This is a genomic window from Pseudoalteromonas carrageenovora IAM 12662 (assembly GCF_900239935.1).
In the GTDB taxonomy this organism is placed as follows: domain Bacteria; phylum Pseudomonadota; class Gammaproteobacteria; order Enterobacterales; family Alteromonadaceae; genus Pseudoalteromonas; species Pseudoalteromonas carrageenovora.
Map to the genome: position 1 here is coordinate 221,517 of NZ_LT965928.1, position 23,484 is coordinate 245,000.

A 23,484-nucleotide genomic window follows, 5' to 3' on the forward strand; every position below is an offset into this window, starting at 1 on the left:
ACTTGTGAGCATAATTGATAACGCAGTAAAAAGTAGTTTGAGTGGCCGTTTGCCGATCATTATTTTTGTGTTATCGGTTGTACTCGGGTTATTTGCACTTAAGCAAACAGCCCGTGAAGAAGAGCCACAAATTGTGGTGCCCATGCTCGATATTTACTTATCTACCCCAAATGTAGAAGCCCCCGAAGTGGCACGCTCAGCTACCGAACCGCTTGAAAAGTTACTAGCGCAATTGCGAGGCGTTAAACATATTTACTCTACTACTCAAACTAATGGTGCAGTAGTAACACTTCGTTTTAAAGTTGGCCATAGCCGAGAGCAAGCCATACTCGATACATATGCAAAGCTTTATAGCTATGAACATACAATGGCCCCTATTATAAGTAGTTGGCAAGTGCGCCCGGTGGAAGTGAATGATGTGCCTATTATTATGCTTGGGCTGTACAGTAAAGATCCAAAACTTTATAGCGACTATGAACTCACACGTTTTGCTAATGAGATAGCAAATAACCTCCAGCGTATACCTAGCACTAGTGAGGTTAAAGTAATAGCTGGGCGCGAACGGGCTTTAACTATAAACCTAAACGCAGCTGCATTAGCGGCGCACCAAACTACATTAAGCGACGTCTACTTTGCATTGCAAGCCTCTAATCAGTTGGCGCAAGTAGGTAGTGTTATTGATGGGCAACAACAAATAATGCTGCAAGCGGGTGATGTACTTAGAAATAAAACAGCCATTGAACAGCTTATCGTTAATGTTGTTAATGGTAAAAGTGTATACATAAGTGATATAGCAAACGTAATTGATGGCCCCACTGAGCCTACTAATTATCAATGGTTAGCCCAATCAAATAAACATCAAAGTTTACCTATGGTAACAATGAGTGTGGCCAAACAAGAGGGTGCTAACGCTGTTACAGTTGCTGATAATGTACATAGCGCAATGGCGCAACTTAAAAGTACTTTATTACCAAATGAAATTGATTACACGGTATTAAGAGATTACGGAAAAACAGCTAACGAAAAGGTAAATAACTTAACCTCTAGCTTAGTATTTGCGGTATTTACAGTTGTATTATTTGTAGGTGTATTTTTAGGCTGGCGTGCGGCTATTGTAGTGGGCCTTGCGGTACCTATTTGTTATGGGATTACGCTTTCGCTTGATTATGTATTTGGCTATAGCATTAACCGCGTGACCTTATTTGCACTTATTTTATCTCTTGGTTTGCTAGTTGATGACCCTATTACTGGCATCGATAACATGAGCCGCTTTATAAATAAAAAAGGTGATAAAAAAAGCAATATTGTGGCGGCAATCAGCGAAATTCGTACACCGTTATTAATGTCTACGCTGACTATTATGTTTGCTTTTATACCTTTAGCTTTTATAAGTGGAATGATGGGGTCGTACATGGCACCGATGGCGTTTAATGTGCCAATAAGTGTAATGGTGTCTACTTTGGTGGCATTTTTAGTCACCCCTTGGCTTGCAATTAAACTCTTAAAGCCAAACAGCGGCAAGCCTTTAACAGCAGATAAAGTAAGTATTTATAAACGTGTACTCACGCCCTTATTACATACTAAAACCCGTGCTAAGTGGGTACTCTGGATCACGCTATTGCTCTTTATTATTAGTGCATTATTACCTGTATTACGCTTAGTCCCACTTAAGCTTTTACCCTTTGACAACAAAAATGAAGTTCAAGTATTAATAGACATGCCAGAGGGCACAAGTCTAGAGCAAACAGCTGCATTTACTCAACAAGTGCAAGCACTTACATGGCAGCTGAATGAGGTTGACGAAATAGCTGCCTACATAGGTAAACCTTCAAGTATGGACTTTAACGCAATGGTTCGAGGCTATTACCGAAGAGACGCTAGCAACTTAGCAGAGCTTAGAGTATTACTACTTGATAAAGCTGATCGCGAGCAGCAGTCGCATGGTGTAGTTATGCGATTACGTAAACAACTAAGCCCTATAGCCGCTAATGGTATAAACATAAAAGTGGTTGAAGTTCCTCCTGGCCCGCCAGTATTAAGCACTCTAGTTGCCGAGGTTTATAAAGACCCATTTATTGATGCAAATACGCACACTTTAGCCGCACAGCAAGTAGCTAAACGACTTCAGCAAGAGCCACATGTTGTTGAAGTAGATACCTCAATAGCTCAAAGCGCACCTCTAAAACGATTTATTACAGATAAAGGTAAAGCTGCGTTATCGGCAATATCAACCCAAGACATTGTACAAAGCTTACAAATTGCATCGCAGGGTATGGAAGTAGGTGTTATGTATGTAAGCGGCGAAACCAAGCCAGTTGCTATTAACTTACAGCTTCCATACCAGCAAAAAAATCAGTTTTCACAATTATTAGCTCTACAAATTAGAGGTGATAGGGATGTAGTTAAAAGCAGTAGTGAGTTTGGCTTAACAAGTGCGGCGCGGCCTTTAGTATCACTCTCGGAAGTGGGTGAGTTTAGCAATTTAGAGGTTGCTAAGCCTATTGTTAGAAAAGATCAACGAGATGTGATTTACGTTTTTGCAGAGTTAAATGGTCGTACTCCTGCCGCTGTTATTGCCGATGTAAATTCAGACTTTAATGCAAACCAAGAATCATTTTTGCAAAACGATTGGCCTAATAGGCACTTTTTAAATAACGGAGGGACCGCTGTTTGGCAATTACCACAGGGTACAAATGTTACCTTTAGTGGCGAAGGTGAGTGGCGTATAACCATTGATGTATTTAGAGATATGGGCATTGCATTTGCGTTCGCACTGAGCGCAATTTTTATTATTTTGCGCGTACAAACGAAATCGGTGAGTTTATCGTTAATTATAATGTCGGCTATTCCACTAACGGTAATTGGTATTATGCCAGGGTTTTGGTTATTAAATCAGTTTGGTGAGCGCACTATTGCACAAGCCCCAGAGCCGGTTTTATTTACCGCCACTGCGATGATAGGCATGATAGCGCTGGCTGGTATTGTGGTTCGTAATTCACTTATTTTAGTCGAGTTTATAAACCAAGCACGCGTACAGGGTATGGTAATTAAAGAGGCGCTTATAGCGGCTGGCACACACCGAATGCGCCCAGTCCTTTTAACTGCAGGCACAACTTTATTAGGTAATTTAGTGATTACCCTCGATCCAGTTTTTAGTGGGCTAGCAATAGCTATTATTTTTGGCATTGTGGCATCTACATTATTTTCGTTATTTGTAGTTCCCCTTGTTTACTATTTAGTGTTTGCAAATACAGAGGAAAATACTCATGCAGGGTAAATCAAAAATTTTAGGTTTAGTGTTTGCCTTATTTGTGATCATTATTGCAGTGTTATATATGGCAGGAAGCTTTACACAAAAGCAAACAGCGGGTTTAAAAAATATTGAAGCGCAAAGCTATAGTGGTAAACAAATAACAGTAGCACTTGAACCTATACAGCTAGTAGAGCGTGTACCTGGTAGTGTAATTGCAAAGCAAAATACGCAAATTTCCTCACGGGTTATGGCGCAAATAGAAAAGTTTAACGTACGCGCCGGCAACAGAGTATCAAAGGGGGATGTGCTTATTACGCTGCAACAAGATGACTTTAAAGCAAAGGTTACACAAAGTAAGGCGCAAATCAGTGCAATTCAAGCCTCTCTTACTCAGGCAAAGAACCAGCTTGCGCGCGTAAAAGAATTGAGTGATAAAAAGTTGGTGTCGGTAAGTGAGCTCGATGATGCACAAGCCAAATTTGATACCTTAACAGCTAATTTAGCTGTAGCTAAGCAGCAGCAAGAGCAAGCTAAAATAGCACTAAACTTTACGTCAATTACTGCGCCTATTGCTGGTGTAGTGGTAGAGCGATTAGCAGAGCCCGGTGATACTGTAACCCCAGGTACTGCACTTATGGCACTTTATAACCCACTTCAGTTACAAGTAGAATTTAACATACGAGAGCGACAAGCTGTAAAGCTTAAAACTGGGGATGAGTTATCCGTTTTTTTCCCTTCTTTAAATATTCAAAGCCAAGCGATAGTAAGTGAAATAATTCCCGTGGCCGATAAAGCTGCACGAAGCTTATTGGTTAGGCTCGATTTTGATTCACAGTTAGGTTTGATCCCTGGTTTATATGCGCAGCTAGTTTTACTATTGAATAAGCACCAAGGTATATTAGTGCCTGAAGAGGCAGTGCATAATTTTGGTGAGTTAAATATGGTGTACGTTATAGAAAACCAAAATATTCAAAGGCGCTTTATACGTTTAGGAGACATTATAGACGGGCGGCAGCATATTATCGCAGGACTCAACCCCGGCGATAAGCTTGCTATTGAATACGACCCTAAATAAAGGTCGCAATTTCATTAAGCGATTTTTTATCAAGTGCATGGGCAGGTACTGTGGCATCATCGCTTGGGTAGCCTGCAATAAGTAACATGTAAGGGCGTTCGTTGTCTTTGTCGCGCTTACATATATCGGTTAAAAAGCTCATTGGTTTTGGAGTATGAGTAAGGGTAGCTAAGCCCGAACGATGCAAGGCTTGAATTAAAAAGCCGGTAGCTAAGCCAACAGACTCATGCACATAATAATTGGTGTTTTTATCATCGGTGTTTACGCCGCCCTTTTTTTGACTAAACACTGCAATAAGCCAAGGCGCGTATTCTAAATAAGGTTTACTAGCATCGGTGCCTAACGGTTTTAGCGCATCAAGCCACTCTTCTCCTGCTCTGCCTTCGTAAAAAGAACGCTCTAGTTTTTCGGCGGCCTCTCTTATTTGTTTTTTTACATCGCTACTGTTAATAGCCACAAAATGCCACGGTTGGTGATTGGCCCCACTTGGCGCAGTACCAGCTGCCTTAATACATGCTTCAATTATATTTTTAGGTACTGGACGGTCGCTAAAGCTGCGAATACTATGGCGGCGCTGACTAGTTTGTAAAAACTCATTTGCACGCTTTAGCATTTCATCGTGAGGGTATTCGATAAAGTCGTTTAGTGGTTGGCTTTGATGTTTTTGCATGGCTTTACGCTTCTTATAAAGTGTGTGTATGGTTTTTATACCGACTGAATAAATGCTAGGCAAGTATTTTTACTTGTCTTGTTTATTTATTGTTACAAAATTAACCAAGCGGTAACTTATGTTCCTTTTTTTTATGTGGTATAAAAACGCAATAAAAAAACTATTAGAATTCAAGGAAGTAAAAATGCTATCAATAACAGGGTTATCTAAAACCTACGATAATGGCGTACATGCACTACAAGGTGTTGATTTATCAATAGGAAAAGGGATGTTTGGGTTGCTTGGCCCAAATGGCGCGGGTAAATCATCACTAATGCGCACTATTTCCACGTTGCAATCTGCCGATTCGGGTTCAATTACTTTTGATGGTATTGATGTTTTTAAAGACCCACAGGCTCTGCGTCAACGTTTAGGTTATCTACCGCAAGATTTTGGTGTATACCCTCGCGTTAGTGCTTACGACTTGCTGGACCACATGGCTGTTTTGAAGGGCATTCATAACAAAGGCGAGCGTAAAGAGTCGGTGGAAGGCTTGCTTGCACATACTAATTTATATCAACATCGCTCAAAAGCCGTAAGTGGCTTTTCGGGCGGTATGCGCCAGCGTTTTGGTATTGCACAAGCCTTACTTGGCGACCCTGATTTACTAATCGTTGATGAGCCAACTGCTGGGTTAGACCCTGAAGAGCGAAATCGCTTTCATAACTTGTTAGTAAGCTTAGGCGAGCAAAAAGTCGTTATATTATCGACCCACATAGTTGAAGACGTAGCAGAGCTTTGCCCAAACATGGCCGTACTGGCAGGCGGAAAAATACTATTAGAGGGCAACCCAATTGCCCTTACCGATAAACTCCAAGGACAAATTTGGCGCAAAGCCATGAGCCAAGAAGAAGCGCTAGAGCTTGAACCGCAACTGCCTGTTATTTCAAAACGCTTATTTGCTGGGCAAACCATATTACATGTATTAGCCAATGAAGCCCCTGAAGGTTTTGAACTCAGCAGTGCAAACCTAGAAGATGTGTATTTTTCTACATTGCTTAATCATCGTAACAGCCAAGTAGTATAAGGGGGCGCTATGTTTTTTAATATGCTCGCGTTTGAGCTGCGCTATTTTGTGCGTCAGCCTTCGTTTTATGTGACCTCATTAATCTTCTTTTTTATGGCGTTTTTTATAAGCTCCAGTAGTAAGTTTCCGCTAGGTGGGGCTAATGTTCATATGAACTCGCCTTATACCATTATGCTTTTAACGGTTACCTTTTGTACGCTTGCTATGTTTTTAGTGGTTAACTTTGTTGCAAGCTCAGCGATTCGCAACAGCGAGACCAAAATGGATGAGCTGGTGTTTAGTAAGCCCGTTAACCCGCTTACTTATCAATCAGGACGTTTTTTTGGTGCTTACTTGGTTGTGCTCGTTGTTTTTTTAACTGTGCCATTAGGCGTGTTTTTGGGAACTCAATTTGGTTTGTTGGTTGGCTGGCTTGATAGTGAGCTAGTAGGCCCTAATAAGTTTATATATTACGCAGCGCCTTTTTTATATTTAGCAGTGCCAAGCTTATTGGTGCTCAGTGCTATTTTTAATAGTGTGGCGGTTTACTTTAAAACCATGATGGCGGTATATGTAACGGCCGTGGTGGTTTATATAACCTACCAATTGGCGAGTATCTATTTTGACGATTTAGCGTTTAGAAATATTGTTGTTTACGCCGACCCATTTGGCACAGGGTCGTTAATTGACTTAACCCGTTACTGGACTGTAAGTGATAAAAATACTGAAGTGTTAACGCTTACGGGCGATTTTTTAATTAACCGTATTTTATGGGTAGCAATAAGTTTAGCGATGTTTTTTGGCCTCGGAAAGTTAGGTAATCGCGTAGTCACTAAAAAACAGAAAAAGCAATTTGGTGTCTCTACGTTTGTAAAAAATAAACAAGCAGCACTTATTAGCAGCGCTAAAAATTACAAGTCAAAAGGGGTAAATACAAAATCGCAATTAGTAATGCGCAGCTTATTTGAACTTAAGCAAGTTATATTAAGTGCCCCTTTTATGATTTTAGCGGGTGTCAGTATTACTATGTTACTCGCACCACTTTTTGCGCCTATTGGCTCATATGGCACAACGGATTGGCCGCTCACACAAAACATGGTGGGTATTATTCAAAATTCCTCCGCTTTGTTTATGTTTATCATTATTGCTTATTACAGCGCAGAGTTGGTTTGGCGAGAGCGCCACAGTGGTATGGGCGATATTGTTGACAGCTACCCGGTGCATAACAGTGTGTTTTGGGTATCTAAAATTATCGCGTTAATCACTGCGGTTTGTGGTCTTTATTTAGTAGGCATGATGTTTACCATTGCAGTGCAACTATTTAAGGGGCAATTTAACCTAGAGCTTGGCCAGTACTTATTTAGGTTGGGTTACCTTACATTACTGCCTTTAATTATGATGGCTATATTGGCGTTCTTTTTACAAATAATTAGCCCTAATAAATACATAGGTATGGGTTTGTTTATTCTGTATTACATTGCTCAAATGGTAATGGGTGCTTACGGGTTTGAGCATCATATGTATCATTTTTCACAAAGCAGCAGCGTACCGTATTCAGACATAAACGGTTACGGGCATTTTTTACAAGGCGCGCATTGGTATACCCTATATTGGGGTGCATTGAGTGTGTTTTTAGCTATTGTAGGGTTTGCTTTATGGCACCGTGGTCCATCGCAAACATTGCGTACGCGTTTATCTTTAGTGCGTTACAACATGTCTTTAAAAGGCCAGGTTGCAGCCGTTATAAGTTTATTGGTATTTGTGGGCGCGGGTTATAACATTTATTACAACACCCGTGTAATCAATGAGTTTGTAACAAGTGATGATAACGAAGCGCTACAAGTAAGGTATGAGCAAGAGTTCTCACAATACAAAGACTTACCACTGCCTATAATAACTGATGTTGATTTACACATTGATATTTACCCTAAAAAGCGTGCTTTAAACGCTGTGGCTAAAATTAAGTTTACCAATACCGCAAACGAGCCAATAACCCGTGTGTTAATTATCGAGCCTAGCCAATCTAAAAGCTGGGATGTAAAAATGGCGGGCGGAAAAATAGTTGAGCGTCTGACCGATTTTGGCATGGTATGGTTTGAGTTTGAACAACCGCTAATGCCGAATGAAGTACGCGAAGGTGAGCTTTCTGTTACTCGTGAACACGACGGTTTTGTTGATAGAGGATCTGATACTCAACTCGTGCATAACGGTACATTTGTAAATAATAGAGAATTATTCCCAAATTTTGGTTATCAAAAGTATTTTCAAATTGCGGATAAGTATGAGCGCCGTAAGCACGACTTACCCGAACTTGAACGTGCACATAAACTAGAAGACAGCCGCTATTATACGCAAAATGAGTTTGGGCCTGCTAATGGATTTATAAACTACAAGGCAACGGTAACCACCGATGAGTCGCAGTTTGCTATTACACCTGGTTACTTAAAAAGTGAGAGTGTAAAAGACGGACGACGTACTTTTGTTTATGAAATGGATTCCCCTATTATAAACTTTTATTCTGTTCTTTCGGCGGAGCTTGAAAGCAAAAAGGTTGAACATAACGGTGTAAATATTGAGGTGTACTACCACAAAGATCATGCATGGAATGTTGACCGTATGATTGAGTCGGTACAAGACTCAATAGATTACTACACGCAAGCCTTTGGGCCATATCAGCATAAGCAGTTACGTATTATTGAATTTCCTAAGTATCGCTCGTTTGCGCAAAGTTTTGCCAATACGGTACCTTACTCAGAAAGCATGGGCTTTATTACAGACTTAAGAGATGAGAGTAAAGTTGACCTACCTTACTATGTAACCGCACATGAAGTTGCACACCAATGGTGGGGGCATCAAGTATCTGGGGCTAATGTAGAAGGCAGCGCCGTTATTTCTGAATCGCTCTCCCAATACAGTGCGCTTATGGTGCTAAAAAAACGCTTTGGCGCCGAGAAGCTTCGTAAATTCTTAAAGTACGAGTTAGATAGATACTTAATGGGCCGCACAGGCGAAGCCTTTGAAGAAATGCCGCTGTATAAAACGCAGTCGCAACAATATCTTCATTACAATAAAGGCTCAGTTACGATGATGGCTTTGTATGACCGATTAGGTGAAGAGCGCTTAAATGCCGCACTTAAAGCGTTTTTGAATGAGTTTAAATACCAATCAACGCCATACCCAACTACGCTTGATTTACTTAGCTATTTAAAACAAGACGCAACGCAAGCGGAGCAAAGTTTTATTGATGATCAGTTTAAATATATAACGCTTTATGAGCTTGAAATGAAAGCAGTGTCGGTTACAGATGATGTTGATAGCGAAGGTTTTTACACCGTAACACTGAGCGTTGAAGCAACTAAGCAGCATGCCGATGGACAAGGTGAAGAAACCGAGCAGCCGCTCGATGAGTTAATTGATATTGCATTATTTAGCGATGACCCTGAAAACCTACTCGCTGAAGACTTTGTTATTTACTCGCAAAAGCATCAAATAGTGTCTGGTACTAATACTATTGAGCTAAAAGTAAAAGAAAAGCCAGTGTACGCAGGGGTAGACCCGTACATTAAGCTTGTAGATAAAGACAGTAAAAACAACCTAGCTAAGTTTTAACGATTAGCTACTAACTTAAAGGCCGCATTTAGTGCGGCCTTTTTTGTTTTAGCTAATGTGTATAACACTAACCCCCAATAATACTTAATCACTACAGGGCTAAACGTGGCAGTTAGCTGCGTTAAAACCTCTGGTTTAGAACAACTAAATAGCGAATTTTCGTCTAGTTTAGGCACGTTTCTCTTACCCAAAATAGATTCGTCAATCAAGCGAGCTGGCGTTACGGGTAAATGCTTTAAAAGCAGGGAGATAGTGATTGATTAGCCGAGGTGTATGCTCGAGCGTATTAGTTGCTAACCTTAGAGGACGTTATGGGTATTTAGGCTGCCCTAAAACGAGAAAAGGGCCAAAAGGCCCTTCGTGTTGCAGCAAGTAACACATTCTTTTTATAGCGTAAAGTCTACTGCGTATGCTACGTATACTTTAACATCTGACTCATCCATGTCGGTATCAGATACACCAAAGGTAAAGCCATCTTTTGAAATTGATACGCCGTAATCAATAATATTATCGTCGCCAATAAAGTCACCAGAGTAATGACCTAAGTGAAGAGCCATTTCTGTACCATTGCTGCCAACAGCAAAACCGTAATCAGCAGTTAAGTAAAGTGAATCACCAAAGTCAGTACCATCACCATCAGCCGCTGAAGTGGCAAGTATTGCTGCGCCAAAGGTAAAACCTTCTACACTAATGCTACCGTAAATTTCAGAGAAATCAGCATCTGCCTCAGAAGCCGCATCTGGGTATGCGTAGTAAATGTAACCTACATCGTAGCTAAAAGTGTCGTTAATATCACCACCAAAGCCAGCGTATAGGTCTAGCTCATAAGTCATTTCGTCGGCCCATGAAGCATTTGATACCCAAGTACCTGCATAAAAGCCAGACTCATCTGCGTAATCAATACCACCAGAAACAGCAGCATCTCCCCCCAGTTTGCTCTTGTCCACGCCATAAATAATTAGACGTTGCCGCTGCGTTTGCTGTTACTTCAGCATTTACAGCTGTTGACGTTAAAGATGTTGCACCCATTAATGCTATTGCGCTAATAGCGATGGTTTTTTTTAGTTTTAACATGTCCATTTCCCGTTATATGATTTGTGCTCGCCAAGGTTTTTATTATGTATTCGCAACCCTTTGGCTGACGGCTTTTTATTGTTTAACTAACGGTATAATTGCACTGTATGTGCCAGCTCAATAAAATTATATTAAAAATGGTTTTTTGTTGAGATAAAACAGATACTTAAAGGTTCTCTATTAAAGCAAAGTATTATGAGTAGGAAGGTGTTGCGCACACTGCTGGTGCATAATTTAACCTAACTGCACCAGATAAATACAGTTAGGTTAGAAGTTTTTAGCCAAATATAGTGCGCATAAGGCTAATTGTTTCGTTTACGCCGCGACCTTTTTGAACTTCGCTAATAATTGAATCACGCTTAGTGCGAATATGTTCAGGGATATCATCGGCGGCAAGGGCGCGATCTACTAAAATCTCTGCAGATTCTTTGCCTCTACGCTGCGTCTTTCCAGTAGTTGATGTGCTTCGCTTAGGCTTGCTCAGTAACTTTATGTAGTTAGAGCTATCGGCTGTGCTTTTATCTGCGTAGTAAAAAAAGCAGGGTAGTAGTGCTTTAATACCCACAAGTTGTGTTTCTAATTCATTTGAACCACTCGCCATTTTAAACCACGACATAGCGTGTATGCTTTGCACAATATCTTGCCAGTAGCGCTCAAAATCACGATTATTTAATTTAGTAATACCGAGTGCACCACATAGGGCATCAAGTCGGCTATTACTAATTGGGGTAAATACATCAGGGCGACGCATAGCTAACAAGCGAGTAGCTGGCGCTAATGTTGGCTTTTCATCAGTGGCATTAAATGCACTTAAGTAACCTACAACAAATTGTTGGTAGTTATTTTGCTCTACATCACCTTCGAGAGGAATGTGACTTAACGCATCATCAAATGCACCAGGTAAGTCTGCTAGCATCTGATGAAAACCCTTCGCGCTTTTAGTTGAGGCGAACCATTCAACATCAAAGTTATACGTACTTGGGTCTAAGGCAGATGTATGCTTACCGCTAAAGGTAAGTAAATCTTCAGGGATCATTTCTTTTAGTGATTGCTGGCGAATACTGCTTATATAGTTTGTTAAACGTAGCTGTTCTTCAAGAGCAATAAGCTCTTTATGTTGCTCTACAAACATACTAACTACTGGCCAAGGCGCAACACGTAAAGTTTTTACCTGTAAAAAGCTAATTGCTGATATGAGTTGGTCATGTAACTTTTTTAAAACGGGGAGCTGTGACGTTTCAAGTAAGTCGTAATTAATACGATCTTTACTTGCGCTCAGTAATTCGTAGCACCAACCTAAAAAATCTTCCGGGTGGCTTTCTACTTTCACGGCCATTAGGTTTAGGCTGAGTTCTGAAGCTTGCTTCAAAATATTTTGGTAAATTTGACTTTCTTGCTCGCCTAGCGCCATTTTTGACGGTGAAATTAGCAGTTTTTTCATGCTTTGAAGACTCTCCGATTAGATACATTTTTTAGCTGCTTCATTTTAGCGTAAATACACCAATAGCAACAGGGGCGTGCATCATACATAACAAATTAATGTATGCAATCATGATGCTTTACAATAAGCACCATAATTGCTTAAGGGTTAATCATGCTCTTCAATTTCAAATAAGCTCTCAACAGAAGTATTAAACTGCCTGGCTATTTTAAGCGCAATAATTACCGACGGCGTAAACCTATTTGTTTCTACTGTACTTATCGTTTTACGTGAAACTGTAATTAGATCTGCCAATTCTTGTTGTGAGAGGCGTGCTTCTTTGCGGTATTTAGCAATATGATTTTTCACTTGTAATCCTAACCTTTGCTTTGCCAAAGAATTGATGCGCCGTATATTAAACTCATTACAGCAAGGTAAAAAGTGGCCATCATGCTGTGGGATACACTTAAAGCCAAATCATCAGAGAATAAATACACGCCACCCAAACTAAAAAGTAATCCGAGCACAACATGTTTATAAGCAATAGTATCTATGGTGTTTAAATATTCATCCTTATAAGTAAGGTGGTATTTCATTTTCCAGGTAAACCCGCCCCTAATCACAAACATAAAAAACGAGCCTAAAAAAGCAATTGTTCCTAAAAGTAATAGGGGAGTTGATGTTTGATTAAGTATTGGGTAAACACTGATGATTAATAAGGTGAACTCCATGAACAATGAAAACCATGCATTCTGGCCCATAAATTTTTCTTCACTTTTAATAGCGTAGTTGGACATAATTCATTTCCTTTTTAAATTTATTGTTGTGTAACCTCTAGGTATCAATGTAACCCTAAGGTTTCATCGGGTCAATATTTTTTGTAACCTAAAGGTATCAAAATGTTTCAGGAGTGATTCAGGGGAAGGGTGTAATATTCAATAAAATGCTTTTTTATCATAACTACAATGATTTTAGGGCTAACACTCGCTATGATAAGAACATTATTTGCACGTTTGAAAGGATGATCATGAAAACCTTACTTAAAATTGTTGGTGTAATACTTCTACTTTGTATTGCATTAATTGTTGCAGCTCCATTTTTGATCCCTACTGATACTATTTTTAACAAGGTGTCTGAGCAGGTTGAAAAAACAACAGGGCGCACGCTTACTATAAATGGTGATAAAACGCTTAGCGTATTTCCTTCATTAAAATTAGAGCTTAACGACGTGCATTTTGCCAATATGGAAACCGGCTCGCGTGAAGATATGGCAAGTATGGAGCAGTTGGCAGTTCATATACCTTGGTTTTCATTATTTGGCGGTGAGTTTAAGCTTGATAAATTTGTAATCAATGAACCCAATATTTTATTAGAAACCGATAAAAACGGTAAAGCTAACTGGCAACTATTTGATGCTGTAGCAGAGCAACCTCAAGCGCAAACCGAATCAGGAGAAGCAATTAAGCTACCTGATAACTTTGATATTGAGCTAGGTGAAGTGGCTATTTACGGCGGTACATTTACATACTTAGATGGACAAACCGGTGCTAAGCAGCAGATTAGTGATTTAGAGTTAGCTATTTTACTTCCTTCTCTTCGCAAAACATTAGAAGTAAAAGGTGGTATTACTTATATGCAAGAGCGTTTTGAGCTTGATATAACATTAGATACACCGGCTAAAGCGATCGAAGGCTCTACATTCAATGTTACGCAAAGTCTTGACTCACGCTTAGTTGATTTAACTTTCAATGGGGATATTGCTCAGCAGGGCAAAGATATAAAAGGCGAATTAGCGCTCAGTGGTAACTCTGTTAAAGACTTAGCAACTTGGCAAGGGGTAGACTTAAACGCCAAAGAAAACGCGTTTAATGCCTTTAGTGTAAACGGTAAAATGCATCTTGCAGGTGAAACTTTTAATCTTGAACAGTTAATCGCTACATTAGATGAGCTAGAAATAAAAGGTAAGAGTGAGCTTAATTTAGGAAGCCGATTGGCCGTTAACGCTGATATTGACTTAGGCATGCTCGATTTAAACCCTTACCTACCAGAAGCCGTAGCAAAACAGCAAGAACCTGTAAGTGAAGAATCTACTGCTGCTCAACCAATTGTGTGGGACGATACTAACATTGATTTGAGCGCATTAAATGCACTTGATGCTAATGTAGTTATTCGTTCAAGCGGTTTAAAAGCTAACGATATTGAGCTTGGGGCAAACCAATTTACAGTGGCTCTCAAAAATAGTGTGGCTAAATTAAGCCTTGATAGCTTTTCTGCATATGAGGGCACTGGTAAAGGGGTTATTAATATTAATGCGCAAAATACACCTTATAAAATAACCACTAATTTTGATTTGTCAGGCATAGATGCACAGCCATTATTAACTGATGCAGCAGGATTCGATAAGTTAATGGGCAAAGGTTCATTAAATTGGAATTTGACGACCACAGGGCAAAGCCAAAAATCATTTATTACTGCATTGAATGGTAAGTTAGGCTTTGAATTTGCTGATGGGGCTGTAAAAGGCGCAAACATAGCTGAAATGGTACGTAAGGGAAAAGAGCTTATATCGGGTAATTTAAGTACAGTAAGCGAAGGGTTAGATACCGGTTTTGAAGAATCAGAACAAACTGATTTCTCAGCGCTTACAGGTAGCTTTAATTTCACTAATGGTGTGGGGAACAATACTGACCTTTCACTAATTAGCCCATTAATTCGTATTTCTGGTGAAGGCGACGTAGATTTACCAAAAACAAATGTAGATTACCGCTTAGTTACAGGGATTGTTGATTCTATTGAAGGGCAAGGTACTACTGATGATAGTACTGGCTTTAAAATACCTCTACGTATAAAAGGCCCATTCCACGATGTGGGTATTAAATTAGACGTGAGTAATGCGCTTAAAGATGAAGCAAAGCAAAAGCTAGATGACGCCAAAGAAAAGGCAAAAGAGAAAGCTAAAGATAAGGTAAAAGATAAACTAAAAGGTTTGTTCGGTTAAAAAACGTAAATAATAAACAAACAAGGCGCTTTAGCGCCTTGTTTGTTTTGTAACCACCTGTAAAATAGCTACATAGCCGTAATTACTCAATTTTAATTCCCATCTAGATTAAATTAATTAAAAAATAACCTATCGTTACCCCCTCAATGCTGGTACAATTGCCCGCCCTTAAGAGACAACTCGTTTGTTTTTGAATGGGATTTAATCGAAATGTCTGATTTTTAAACAAATTTTAGACACGTTGTAATTACTACACCGGAGGTCATTAACATGATCCAAATGCAAACTCAGCTGGAAGTTGCTGATAACAGCGGCGCTCGCAAAGTGCAGTGTATAAAAGTCCTTGGTGGTTCACACCGTCGCTACGCAGCGATTGGCGACATCATTAAAGTTTCTGTAAAAGAAGCTATTCCTCGCGGTAAAGTGAAGAAAGGTGATGTTAAAAACGCGGTAGTTGTGCGTACCAGAAAAGGTGTTCGCCGTCCAGATGGTTCTCTGATCCGTTTCGACAGCAACGCGGCTGTTATCTTAAATGATAACTTGCAGCCAATTGGTACACGTATTTTCGGCCCTGTGACTCGTGAACTTCGTAATGATAAGTTCATGAAAATCGTTTCACTAGCCCCAGAAGTACTGTAAGGAGCCAATCATGGCAGCAAAAATACGTCGTGATGACGAAGTAATCGTACTAGCAGGTAAAGACAAAGGTAAGCGCGGAAAAGTGCTTTCAGTTGTTACTGAATCTGGTCGAATCTTTGTCGAAGGCATAAACTTGATCAAGAAACACCAAAAGCCGGTTCCACAATTGAACCAAGCTGGCGGCATTGTTGAGAAAGAAGCGTCAATGGACGCATCAAACGTTGCGATCTTCAACTCGGAAACGGGTAAAGCGGATCGTGTAGGTTTCAAGATTGAAGATGGTAAGAAATTACGTATCTTTAAATCTACTGGTAAAACTATCTAATAGTTGGAGTAGAATGATGGCGAAACTGCATGAAGTATATAAAGACAAAGTAGTTTCTGAACTTCAAGAGAAGTTTGGTTTCAGCTCTGTCATGCAAGTCCCTCAGATCGAAAAGATCACATTGAATATGGGCGTGGGCGAAGCCCTAGCTGACAAGAAGATTTTAGATAACGCAGTAGCGGATCTAGCAGCAATCTCTGGTCAGAAACCTCTAATCACTAAAGCACGCAAATCTGTTGCTGGCTTCAAAGTGCGTGAAGGTTACCCAATTGGTTGTAAAGTAACCCTACGCGGCGAGCGTATGTGGGACTTTTTTGAGCGTTTGGTATCAATCGCTATCCCACGTATTCGTGACTTCCGTGGCGTAAGTGCTAAGTCTTTTGATGGACGTGGTAACTACAGCATGGGCGTACGTGAACAAATCATCTTCCCAGAAATCGATTACGATAAAGTAGACCGTGTACGCGGTATGGATATTACTATCACTACTTCTGCGAAATCTGATGAGGAAGGCCGTGCGTTGTTAGAAGCGTTTAACTTCCCATTTAAGAAATAAGGGTAGGGTTATGGCAAAGAATTCTATGAAAGCGCGCGAAGCAAAGCGCACAAAACTAGTTGCTCAGTATGCTGAAAAGCGTGCGGCACTAAAAGCTATCATCAGTGATGTTAATACATCTGAAGATGATCGTTGGGACGCGGTACTTAAGCTACAAGCTTTACCTCGTGATTCTAGCCCTGCACGTCAACGTAATCGTTGTAACATTACGGGCCGCCCACATGGTTTCCTTCGCAAATTCGGCATGAGCCGTATTAAAGTTCGCGAAGCAGCTATGCGCGGTGAAATTCCTGGCCTTAAAAAGGCTAGCTGGTAATAGAATCATGGGAGTAAGACTATGAGCTTGCAAGATCCTATCGCGGATTTGTTTACACGTATCCGTAATGGTCAATCAGCGAAGAAAGTATCTGTAACGATGCCAACTTCAAAGCTGAAAGTAGCATTAGCTAAAGTACTAAAAGACGAAGGTTACATCGCAGATTACGCTGTTAACAGCGAAGCGAAACCTGAGCTTTCAATCGAGTTAAAGTACTTCGAAGGCAAAGCTGTAATTGAAAATATCCAGCGTGTAAGTCGCCCTGGTCTACGTATCTATAAGAAACGTGACCAATTACCTAAGGTAATGGGTGGTCTTGGTATCGCTATCGTATCAACTTCTAAAGGCCTAATGACAGACCGCGCAGCACGCAGTGCTGGTGTTGGTGGTGAAATCATTGGTTTTGTAGCTTAATCGGAGGGGAACTATGTCTCGCATAGCAAAGGCACCAATTAATGTTCCTGCCGGTGTAGAAGTTACATTAAAAGGCCAGGAAATCACAGTTAAAGGCAAAAACGGTGAACTTACTCGTACTATCAACAACGCTGTTGAAGTACAAGTTAACGACAACGTTATTACAACTTTACCTCGTGAAGGCGTAGCTAATGCATGGGCTCAAGCAGGTACTGCTCGCGCTCTAATCAACAACATGGTTGTTGGTACGCATGAAGGTTACGAGAAGAAACTTCAGTTAGTAGGCGTTGGTTACCGTGCAGCAGCTAAGGGTAAAGTTTTAGACTTAACACTTGGTTTCTCGCACCCAGTTAATTTCGCAGTTCCAGAAGGAATTACGATTGAAACTCCAAGCCAAACAGAAGTTCTAGTTAAGGGCGTAGATAAGCAGTTAGTTGGTCAAACAGCTGCTAACATTCGTGCATACCGTAAACCTGAGCCTTATAAAGGTAAAGGTGTTCGTTATTCAGATGAGAATGTACGCCGTAAAGAGGCTAAGAAGAAGTAAGGTAAGACGATGGATAAAAAAACAGCTCGTCTACGTCGTGCTAAACGCACTCGTAGAAATTATATTGAACAAGGCACAACGCGTCTTGTTATCCACCGCACGCCACGTCACATTTATGCTCAAGTAGTTACTGCTGAGGGTAATGTACTGGCTGCTGCTTCTACTGTTGAGAAAGCTATTAGCGAAACAGTTAAAGGCACCGGTAACGTTGAAGCTGCGCAAGCAGTTGGCAAAGCGGTTGCTGAACGTGCGGCTGACAAAGGCATCGAAAAGATTGCTTTTGATCGCAGTGGCTTTAAATATCACGGCCGTGTGAAGGCGCTAGCTGATGCTGCGCGTGAAGCCGGTTTGCAATTCTAGGAGTAGACTATGGCTAACGTAGAAGCAAAGCAACAACAGCCTGATCTAGCTGAAAAGCTAATCGCGGTGAACCGTGTGTCTAAAGTAGTTAAAGGTGGTCGTATCTTTAGCTTTACTGCACTAACTGTAGTTGGTGATGGCGCAGGTAAAGTAGGTTTCGGTTATGGTAAAGCACGTGAAGTTCCAGCTGCTATTCAAAAAGCAATGGAAAAAGCACGTCGTAACATGATCAACGTAGACCTAAATGGCAACACATTACAGCATCCTGTTAAGGGACGTCATGCTGGCTCACTAGTGTTCATGAAACCAGCATCTGAAGGTACTGGTATCATCGCAGGTGGTGCTATGCGTGCAGTACTAGAAGTTACTGGTGTGCAGAACGTACTTTCTAAATGTTACGGTTCTACTAACCCAATCAACGTAGTACGTGCAACGATTTCGGCTCTTGAGAATATGAATTCTCCACAGTCAATCGCTGCAAAACGTGGCTTACGTGTAGACGAAATTCTGGGGTAACCATGGCAAATCAAACTGTAAAAGTAACACAAGTAAAAAGCTCTATCGGTCGTTTACCGAAACATAAAGCTACATTACGCGGTCTTGGTTTACGTCGTATCAATCACACTGTTGAGTTAGAAGACACAGCATGTGTGCGTGGTATGATAAACAAGGTTTCTTACATGGTTAAGGTAGAGGGTTAATTCGATGCATTTGAATACACTTTCACCTGCTGCAGGTTCTAAAACTGCTCCAAAACGTGTTGGTCGTGGTATCGGTTCTGGTCTTGGTAAGACTGGTGGCCGTGGTCACAAAGGTCAAAAATCACGTTCTGGCGGTAAAGTACGCGTTGGTTTTGAGGGCGGTCAAATGCCTATGCAACGTCGTCTACCTAAATTTGGTTTCACTTCTCGCAAATCTTTAGTATCTGCAGAAATAAACCTTTTTGAAATCGCTAAAGTTGAAGGCGATGTGGTAGACCTAAGCGCGTTACAAGCAGCTGGTCTAGTTAAAAAGAACGTTCTGTTCGTTAAAGTTGTTAAATCTGGCGAAGTTTCACGCGCTGTTACCGTTAAAGGCCTTAAAGCCTCTAAAGGTGCTCGCGAAGCTATTGAAGCTGCCGGAGGCAAGGTAGAAGACTAAGGAAGTACTAATGGCTAAACCAGGTCAAGATACACAAAGTGCACAAAGTGGACTTTCGGAATTGAAGCGTCGATTACTTTTCGTTTTAGGTGCTATCATTATTTACCGTCTAGGTTCATTTGTGCCAATCCCTGGGATTGACGCCGCTGTACTTGCCGATTTCTTCGAGCAACAAAAGGGCACCATTGTTGAGATGTTCAACATGTTTAGCGGTGGTGCGCTTGAGCGAGCTTCAGTGTTAGCACTGGGTATTATGCCGTATATCTCGGCTTCGATTATTACGCAACTATTAACGCATATGTATCCTCCGTTTATAGAGCTTAAGAAAGAAGGTGAGCAAGGGCGTAAAAAAATTAGCCAGTACACACGCTACGGCACGCTTGTGCTTGCTACTATCCAATCAATCGGTATTGCTACTAGCTTACCGGGCATGATGGACGGGTTAGTTGTTGACCCTGGTATGGGTTTCTATTTCACCGCAGTGGTGAGTTTAGTGACTGGTACTATGTTCCTTATGTGGTTGGGCGAACAAATAACAGAACGCGGTATCGGTAACGGTATCTCAGTTTTAATATTTGTTGGTATTGTAGCTAACCTGCCGTCTGCTATTGGTTCGACAGCCGAAATGGCGCGCCAAGGTGATTTGAATGTTTTTGTACTGTTGATGGTTGCGGTTATAGTATTCGCTGTTACTTATCTTGTAGTGTTTTTCGAACGTGGGCAACGTCGTATCGTTGTTAACTACGCTAAACGCCAACAAGGTCGTCAAGTATTTGCTGCTCAAAGCACGCATTTACCACTAAAAGTAAACATGGCGGGTGTTATTCCACCAATCTTCGCTAGCAGTATAATTCTGTTCCCTGGTACTATTGCCAGCTGGTTCGGCCAGGGTGAAGGTCCGGTCGCTGATGTGTTACAAGCAGTTGCAACTACGTTGACCCCAGGTCAGCCGTTGTATTCACTTGTACTAGCTGCGGCTATAATCTTCTTCTGCTTTTTCTATACAGCGTTGGTTTTTAACCCGCGTGAAACAGCAGATAACCTGAAGAAATCTGGCGCATTTATCCCAGGTATTCGTCCAGGTGAGCAGACATCTAAATACATTGATAAAGTGATGACACGCCTGACATTGGCAGGTGCTTTGTATATAACCTTTATCTGTCTGGTGCCCGAATTCATGACTATGGCATGGCAAACGCCATTCTATTTCGGCGGTACATCAATTTTGATTATCGTTGTAGTAATCATGGACTTTATGGCACAAGTACAGACTCACCTGATGTCTCATCAGTATGATTCTGTGCTGAAAAAAGCGAACCTTAAAGGCTACGGTCGATAAGGTCAGTTTACGGAGTTGAGCAATGAAAGTACGTGCTTCCGTTAAGAAAATATGCCGTAACTGTAAAGTTATTAAACGTGCTGGTGTAGTACGCGTAATTTGCAGTGAGCCTAAGCATAAGCAAAGGCAAGGCTAAGTAAACAGTCGTGCAGGCTGAGGTTTCTCGGCCTGTGTTTTTAGTTGTGATTTGGTCTTCGTTTGAGTATCCTTACGGGCTTTTCAAACTTATGATTACCAAATTCAAATATAGGAGATGTGTTAGTGGCCCGTATCGCTGGCATTAACGTCCCTGATCATAAACATGCAGTTATTGGTTTAACAGCTATTTATGGCATAGGTAAGACTCGCTCTAAGGCTATCTTAGAAGCGACTGGTATCGCCGAAACCACAAAAATCGGTGAACTTTCAGACGAAATTCTTGACGTACTGCGTGATGCAGTTGGCAAGTACACTGTAGAAGGTGATCTTCGTCGTGAAGTTACTCTAAATATCAAGCGCCTTATGGACCTTGGTTGTTTCCGTGGCCTACGTCACCGTCGCTCTTTACCACTTCGTGGTCAAAGAACAAAGACTAACGCGCGTACCCGTAAGGGTCCTCGTAAGCCTATTAAGCGATAAGGGGATAGTATTATGGCTAAGACACCAATTCGTCGTAAAAAGGTTAAAAAGCAAGTTGCTGATGGTATGGCTCATGTTCATGCGTCTTTCAACAACACTATTGTAACGATTACCGACCGTCAAGGTAATGCACTATCATGGGCTACTGCCGGTGGTTCAGGTTTCCGTGGTTCACGTAAATCTACACCATTTGCTGCTCAGGTTGCTGCAGAGCGTGCAGGTACTGCTGCTCAAGAATACGGTTTAAAAAATCTAGAAGTTTTCATTAAAGGTCCAGGTCCAGGTCGTGAATCTGCTGTACGTGCTTTGAATGCTGCTGGTTACCGTATTACCAACATTACTGACGTGACGCCAATACCACATAATGGTTGTCGTCCACCGAAGAAACGTCGCGTTTAACAATAGGTTAGGAGAAATAACATGGCAAGATATTTGGGCCCTAAGCTCAAGCTGAGTCGTCGTGAAGGTACTGACCTGTTCCTTAAGAGCGGCGTAAGAGCTATCGACTCTAAGTGTAAACTTGAGACTGCACCTGGTCAGCACGGCGCTCGTAAAGGTCGCTTATCTGATTACGGTTTACAATTACGTGAAAAGCAAAAAGTACGTCGTATCTACGGTGTATTAGAAAAGCAATTCCGTAACTACTACAAAGAAGCTGCTCGCCTTAAAGGTAATACAGGTGAAAACTTGTTACAGCTTTTAGAGCAACGTTTAGACAATGTTGTATATCGCATGGGTTTTGCTAGCACACGTGCAGAAGCACGTCAGTTAGTAAGCCACAAAGCGATTCTAGTTAATGGTCGTGTTGTGAATATTCCTTCATACGTAATTACTCCAGAAGATACTGTAGTAATCCGTGAGAAGTCTAAAACACAAGCACGTATCATCGCTGCTCTAGAGTTGGCTGAGCAACGTGAAAAGCCGACTTGGGTTGAAGTTGACGGTAAGAAATTGGAAGGCAGCTTTAAGCGTCTACCTGAGCGTTCAGATCTGTCTGCGGACATTAATGAACAACTAATCGTCGAACTTTACTCTAAGTAAAGTTAAGAGTTAAGAGAGGATAAAATGCAGGGTTCTGTTACAGAATTTCTAAAACCAAGGTTAGTCGACATCGACGCTATCAACCCAACGCGTTCTAAAGTAGTTTTAGAACCACTAGAGCGTGGCTTCGGTCATACTCTGGGTAATGCCTTACGCCGTATACTGTTATCATCTATGCCTGGATGTGCAGTAACTGAAGTTGAAATCGACGGTGTATTGCATGAGTACAGCGCGAAAGAAGGCGTACAAGAAGACATCATTGAAATACTATTAAACCTTAAAGGTTTAGCAGTAACGTTAGAAGGCAAAGATGAAGTTTTTCTGACCCTGACTAAATCTGGTGTAGGCCCTGTGACTGCGGCTGATATTCAGCACGATGGCGATGTAACAATTGCTAATCCAGATCACGTTATTTGTCATTTAACGACAAATAACAGCGAGATCAGCATGCGTATTCGTGTTGAACGTGGTCGTGGTTATGTGCCGGCATCTAGTCGTTTATCCTCTGATGACGATGAGCGTCCAATTGGTAGGTTGTTGCTTGATGCATCATTCAGCCCAGTTGAACGTATTGCGTACTCGGTTGAATCAGCCCGTGTTGAGCAACGTACAGACTTAGACAAGTTAATCATTGATATGGAAACAAACGGCACTTTAGATCCTGAAGAAGCGATCCGCCGTGCGTCTACTATCTTAGCTGAGCAATTAGATGCATTCGTAGATTTACGTGATGTAACTGAGCCAGAAGAGAAAGAAGAGAAGCCAGAATTCGATCCTATTCTACTTCGTCCAGTTGATGATCTTGAACTAACAGTACGTTCAGCAAACTGTTTGAAAGCCGAGCAAATTCAATATATCGGTGATTTAGTTCAGCGCACTGAAGTTGAGCTTCTTAAAACGCCTAATCTAGGTAAGAAGTCTCTAACTGAAATAAAAGACGTGCTAGCTTCACGTGGTCTTTCTCTAGGCATGCGCCTAGAAAATTGGCCGCCTGCAAGCCTAGCTGAATAATCTAAATCACTATATTAGTTTAGTTAGAAGGATA

The 23,484-nt window shown here is 41.2% G+C and carries 25 protein-coding genes and 1 pseudogene; 21 read left to right on the top strand and 5 right to left on the bottom strand.

The annotated features are described in order from the left end of the window. Nucleotides 1-4: 4 nt before the first annotated feature. Both ALFOR1_RS01100 and ALFOR1_RS01105 read left to right on the top strand, forming a co-directional pair. Nucleotides 5-3,277 carry an efflux RND transporter permease subunit gene (locus tag ALFOR1_RS01100; RefSeq protein ID WP_104641795.1) on the top strand — a complete coding sequence of 1,091 codons (3,273 nt, stop codon included), beginning with the start codon at nt 5-7 and terminating at the stop codon, nt 3,275-3,277. After that, nucleotides 3,267-4,328: an efflux RND transporter periplasmic adaptor subunit gene (locus tag ALFOR1_RS01105; protein ID WP_104641796.1), complete on the top strand. Its 1,062-nt coding sequence runs from the start codon at nt 3,267-3,269 to the stop codon at nt 4,326-4,328. The genes ALFOR1_RS01100 and ALFOR1_RS01105 overlap by 11 nt, the downstream gene beginning before the upstream one ends. Here the strand turns inward: ALFOR1_RS01105 and ALFOR1_RS01110 are convergent. After that, complete coding sequence (locus tag ALFOR1_RS01110; protein WP_104641797.1) at nt 4,321-4,998, bottom strand: nitroreductase family protein; 678 nt, start codon at nt 4,996-4,998, stop codon at nt 4,321-4,323. The genes ALFOR1_RS01105 and ALFOR1_RS01110 overlap by 8 nt on opposite strands. Nucleotides 4,999-5,182: 184 nt before the next feature. On the opposite strand from ALFOR1_RS01110, the gene ALFOR1_RS01115 reads away from it, so the two are divergent. Continuing rightward, entirely contained in the window at nt 5,183-6,064 is an 882-nt protein-coding gene (locus tag ALFOR1_RS01115; RefSeq protein WP_104643598.1) for an ABC transporter ATP-binding protein, read from the top strand. Between the two features lie 9 nt (nt 6,065-6,073). Beyond that, the gene (locus ALFOR1_RS01120) at nt 6,074-9,652 is read left to right on the top strand and encodes an ABC transporter permease/M1 family aminopeptidase (RefSeq protein WP_104641798.1); all 3,579 of its coding nucleotides are present in this window, start codon (nt 6,074-6,076) and stop codon (nt 9,650-9,652) included. A gap of 386 nt (nt 9,653-10,038) precedes the next feature. Here ALFOR1_RS01120 and ALFOR1_RS01125 read toward each other — a convergent pair. The 4 genes and pseudogenes from ALFOR1_RS01125 to ALFOR1_RS01140 form a co-directional block, all read right to left on the bottom strand. Next, nucleotides 10,039-10,726 (bottom strand): annotated as a pseudogene (locus tag ALFOR1_RS01125) (TorF family putative porin). A gap of 277 nt (nt 10,727-11,003) precedes the next feature. Continuing rightward, a complete protein-coding gene (locus ALFOR1_RS01130; protein WP_104641800.1) occupies nt 11,004-12,167 on the bottom strand; it encodes a hypothetical protein in 1,164 nt (387 codons plus the stop codon). Between the two features lie 147 nt (nt 12,168-12,314). Beyond that, complete coding sequence (locus tag ALFOR1_RS01135) at nt 12,315-12,515, bottom strand: helix-turn-helix transcriptional regulator (protein WP_104641801.1); 201 nt, start codon at nt 12,513-12,515, stop codon at nt 12,315-12,317. An 8-nt stretch (nt 12,516-12,523) separates the two neighbouring features. Next, nucleotides 12,524-12,943 carry a hypothetical protein gene (locus tag ALFOR1_RS01140; protein WP_104641802.1) on the bottom strand — a complete coding sequence of 140 codons (420 nt, stop codon included), beginning with the start codon at nt 12,941-12,943 and terminating at the stop codon, nt 12,524-12,526. Nucleotides 12,944-13,173: 230 nt separating this feature from the next. On the opposite strand from ALFOR1_RS01140, the gene ALFOR1_RS01145 reads away from it, so the two are divergent. The 17 genes from ALFOR1_RS01145 to ALFOR1_RS01225 all read left to right on the top strand — a co-directional run bounded on the left by ALFOR1_RS01145 (nt 13,174) and on the right by ALFOR1_RS01225 (nt 23,450). After that, complete coding sequence (locus ALFOR1_RS01145; RefSeq protein ID WP_104641803.1) at nt 13,174-15,144, top strand: AsmA family protein; 1,971 nt, start codon at nt 13,174-13,176, stop codon at nt 15,142-15,144. Between the two features lie 270 nt (nt 15,145-15,414). Then, a complete protein-coding gene (gene rplN / locus ALFOR1_RS01150; RefSeq protein ID WP_002959498.1) occupies nt 15,415-15,783 on the top strand; it encodes a 50S ribosomal protein L14 in 369 nt (122 codons plus the stop codon). Between the two features lie 10 nt (nt 15,784-15,793). Further along, entirely contained in the window at nt 15,794-16,108 is a 315-nt protein-coding gene (gene rplX, locus ALFOR1_RS01155; RefSeq protein WP_054206416.1) for a 50S ribosomal protein L24, read from the top strand. 16 nt (nt 16,109-16,124) lie between these two features. After that, nucleotides 16,125-16,664, top strand: coding sequence for a 50S ribosomal protein L5 (rplE, locus tag ALFOR1_RS01160; RefSeq protein ID WP_058547987.1), 540 nt, complete (start codon nt 16,125-16,127; stop codon nt 16,662-16,664). Between the two features lie 10 nt (nt 16,665-16,674). Then, on the top strand, nt 16,675-16,980 hold the full coding sequence (rpsN, locus tag ALFOR1_RS01165; RefSeq protein WP_006794245.1) for a 30S ribosomal protein S14: 306 nt from the start codon (nt 16,675-16,677) through the stop codon (nt 16,978-16,980). 21 nt (nt 16,981-17,001) lie between these two features. After that, nucleotides 17,002-17,394 (top strand): 30S ribosomal protein S8, encoded by a 393-nt coding sequence (gene rpsH, locus ALFOR1_RS01170; RefSeq protein ID WP_058547895.1) that lies wholly within the window; start codon nt 17,002-17,004, stop codon nt 17,392-17,394. A 13-nt stretch (nt 17,395-17,407) separates the two neighbouring features. Further along, complete coding sequence (gene rplF / locus ALFOR1_RS01175) at nt 17,408-17,941, top strand: 50S ribosomal protein L6 (protein ID WP_008115390.1); 534 nt, start codon at nt 17,408-17,410, stop codon at nt 17,939-17,941. 9 nt (nt 17,942-17,950) lie between these two features. Continuing rightward, a complete protein-coding gene (rplR, locus tag ALFOR1_RS01180; RefSeq protein WP_058547894.1) occupies nt 17,951-18,301 on the top strand; it encodes a 50S ribosomal protein L18 in 351 nt (116 codons plus the stop codon). Nucleotides 18,302-18,310: 9 nt separating this feature from the next. Further along, nucleotides 18,311-18,817, top strand: coding sequence for a 30S ribosomal protein S5 (gene rpsE / locus ALFOR1_RS01185; protein ID WP_002959485.1), 507 nt, complete (start codon nt 18,311-18,313; stop codon nt 18,815-18,817). A 2-nt stretch (nt 18,818-18,819) separates the two neighbouring features. Beyond that, nucleotides 18,820-19,002: a 50S ribosomal protein L30 gene (gene rpmD, locus ALFOR1_RS01190; protein WP_002959482.1), complete on the top strand. Its 183-nt coding sequence runs from the start codon at nt 18,820-18,822 to the stop codon at nt 19,000-19,002. A gap of 4 nt (nt 19,003-19,006) precedes the next feature. Further along, nucleotides 19,007-19,441 carry a 50S ribosomal protein L15 gene (rplO, locus tag ALFOR1_RS01195; protein ID WP_002959480.1) on the top strand — a complete coding sequence of 145 codons (435 nt, stop codon included), beginning with the start codon at nt 19,007-19,009 and terminating at the stop codon, nt 19,439-19,441. Between the two features lie 10 nt (nt 19,442-19,451). Further along, the gene (gene secY, locus ALFOR1_RS01200; RefSeq protein WP_104641804.1) at nt 19,452-20,780 is read left to right on the top strand and encodes a preprotein translocase subunit SecY; all 1,329 of its coding nucleotides are present in this window, start codon (nt 19,452-19,454) and stop codon (nt 20,778-20,780) included. Nucleotides 20,781-20,802: 22 nt separating this feature from the next. Beyond that, entirely contained in the window at nt 20,803-20,916 is a 114-nt protein-coding gene (gene rpmJ / locus ALFOR1_RS01205) for a 50S ribosomal protein L36 (protein WP_002959476.1), read from the top strand. 125 nt (nt 20,917-21,041) lie between these two features. Next, on the top strand, nt 21,042-21,398 hold the full coding sequence (gene rpsM, locus ALFOR1_RS01210) for a 30S ribosomal protein S13 (RefSeq protein ID WP_058547892.1): 357 nt from the start codon (nt 21,042-21,044) through the stop codon (nt 21,396-21,398). A gap of 12 nt (nt 21,399-21,410) precedes the next feature. Further along, nucleotides 21,411-21,797: a 30S ribosomal protein S11 gene (gene rpsK / locus ALFOR1_RS01215; protein WP_002959471.1), complete on the top strand. Its 387-nt coding sequence runs from the start codon at nt 21,411-21,413 to the stop codon at nt 21,795-21,797. Between the two features lie 21 nt (nt 21,798-21,818). Then, nucleotides 21,819-22,439 (top strand): 30S ribosomal protein S4, encoded by a 621-nt coding sequence (rpsD, locus tag ALFOR1_RS01220; RefSeq protein ID WP_002959461.1) that lies wholly within the window; start codon nt 21,819-21,821, stop codon nt 22,437-22,439. Between the two features lie 24 nt (nt 22,440-22,463). Then, a complete protein-coding gene (locus tag ALFOR1_RS01225) occupies nt 22,464-23,450 on the top strand; it encodes a DNA-directed RNA polymerase subunit alpha (protein ID WP_058547891.1) in 987 nt (328 codons plus the stop codon). Nucleotides 23,451-23,484: the final 34 nt, after the last annotated feature.

Bases quoted from the DNA above. Each gene is read 5' to 3' on its own strand.
- ALFOR1_RS01105 (WP_104641796.1), top strand. From the start codon at position 3,267: ATGCAGGGTAAATCAAAAATTTTAGGTTTAGTGTTTGCCTTATTTGTG.
- ALFOR1_RS01110 (WP_104641797.1), bottom strand. From the start codon at position 4,998: ATGCAAAAACATCAAAGCCAACCACTAAACGACTTTATCGAATACCCT.
- ALFOR1_RS01115 (WP_104643598.1), top strand. From the start codon at position 5,183: ATGCTATCAATAACAGGGTTATCTAAAACCTACGATAATGGCGTACAT.
- ALFOR1_RS01120 (WP_104641798.1), top strand. From the start codon at position 6,074: ATGTTTTTTAATATGCTCGCGTTTGAGCTGCGCTATTTTGTGCGTCAG.
- ALFOR1_RS01130 (WP_104641800.1), bottom strand. From the start codon at position 12,167: ATGAAAAAACTGCTAATTTCACCGTCAAAAATGGCGCTAGGCGAGCAA.
- ALFOR1_RS01140 (WP_104641802.1), bottom strand. From the start codon at position 12,943: ATGTCCAACTACGCTATTAAAAGTGAAGAAAAATTTATGGGCCAGAAT.
- ALFOR1_RS01145 (WP_104641803.1), top strand. From the start codon at position 13,174: ATGAAAACCTTACTTAAAATTGTTGGTGTAATACTTCTACTTTGTATT.
- rplN (WP_002959498.1), top strand. From the start codon at position 15,415: ATGATCCAAATGCAAACTCAGCTGGAAGTTGCTGATAACAGCGGCGCT.
- rplX (WP_054206416.1), top strand. From the start codon at position 15,794: ATGGCAGCAAAAATACGTCGTGATGACGAAGTAATCGTACTAGCAGGT.
- rplE (WP_058547987.1), top strand. From the start codon at position 16,125: ATGGCGAAACTGCATGAAGTATATAAAGACAAAGTAGTTTCTGAACTT.
- rpsN (WP_006794245.1), top strand. From the start codon at position 16,675: ATGGCAAAGAATTCTATGAAAGCGCGCGAAGCAAAGCGCACAAAACTA.
- rpsH (WP_058547895.1), top strand. From the start codon at position 17,002: ATGAGCTTGCAAGATCCTATCGCGGATTTGTTTACACGTATCCGTAAT.
- rplF (WP_008115390.1), top strand. From the start codon at position 17,408: ATGTCTCGCATAGCAAAGGCACCAATTAATGTTCCTGCCGGTGTAGAA.
- rplR (WP_058547894.1), top strand. From the start codon at position 17,951: ATGGATAAAAAAACAGCTCGTCTACGTCGTGCTAAACGCACTCGTAGA.
- rpsE (WP_002959485.1), top strand. From the start codon at position 18,311: ATGGCTAACGTAGAAGCAAAGCAACAACAGCCTGATCTAGCTGAAAAG.
- rpmD (WP_002959482.1), top strand. From the start codon at position 18,820: ATGGCAAATCAAACTGTAAAAGTAACACAAGTAAAAAGCTCTATCGGT.
- rplO (WP_002959480.1), top strand. From the start codon at position 19,007: ATGCATTTGAATACACTTTCACCTGCTGCAGGTTCTAAAACTGCTCCA.
- secY (WP_104641804.1), top strand. From the start codon at position 19,452: ATGGCTAAACCAGGTCAAGATACACAAAGTGCACAAAGTGGACTTTCG.
- rpmJ (WP_002959476.1), top strand. From the start codon at position 20,803: ATGAAAGTACGTGCTTCCGTTAAGAAAATATGCCGTAACTGTAAAGTT.
- rpsK (WP_002959471.1), top strand. From the start codon at position 21,411: ATGGCTAAGACACCAATTCGTCGTAAAAAGGTTAAAAAGCAAGTTGCT.
- rpsD (WP_002959461.1), top strand. From the start codon at position 21,819: ATGGCAAGATATTTGGGCCCTAAGCTCAAGCTGAGTCGTCGTGAAGGT.
- ALFOR1_RS01225 (WP_058547891.1), top strand. From the start codon at position 22,464: ATGCAGGGTTCTGTTACAGAATTTCTAAAACCAAGGTTAGTCGACATC.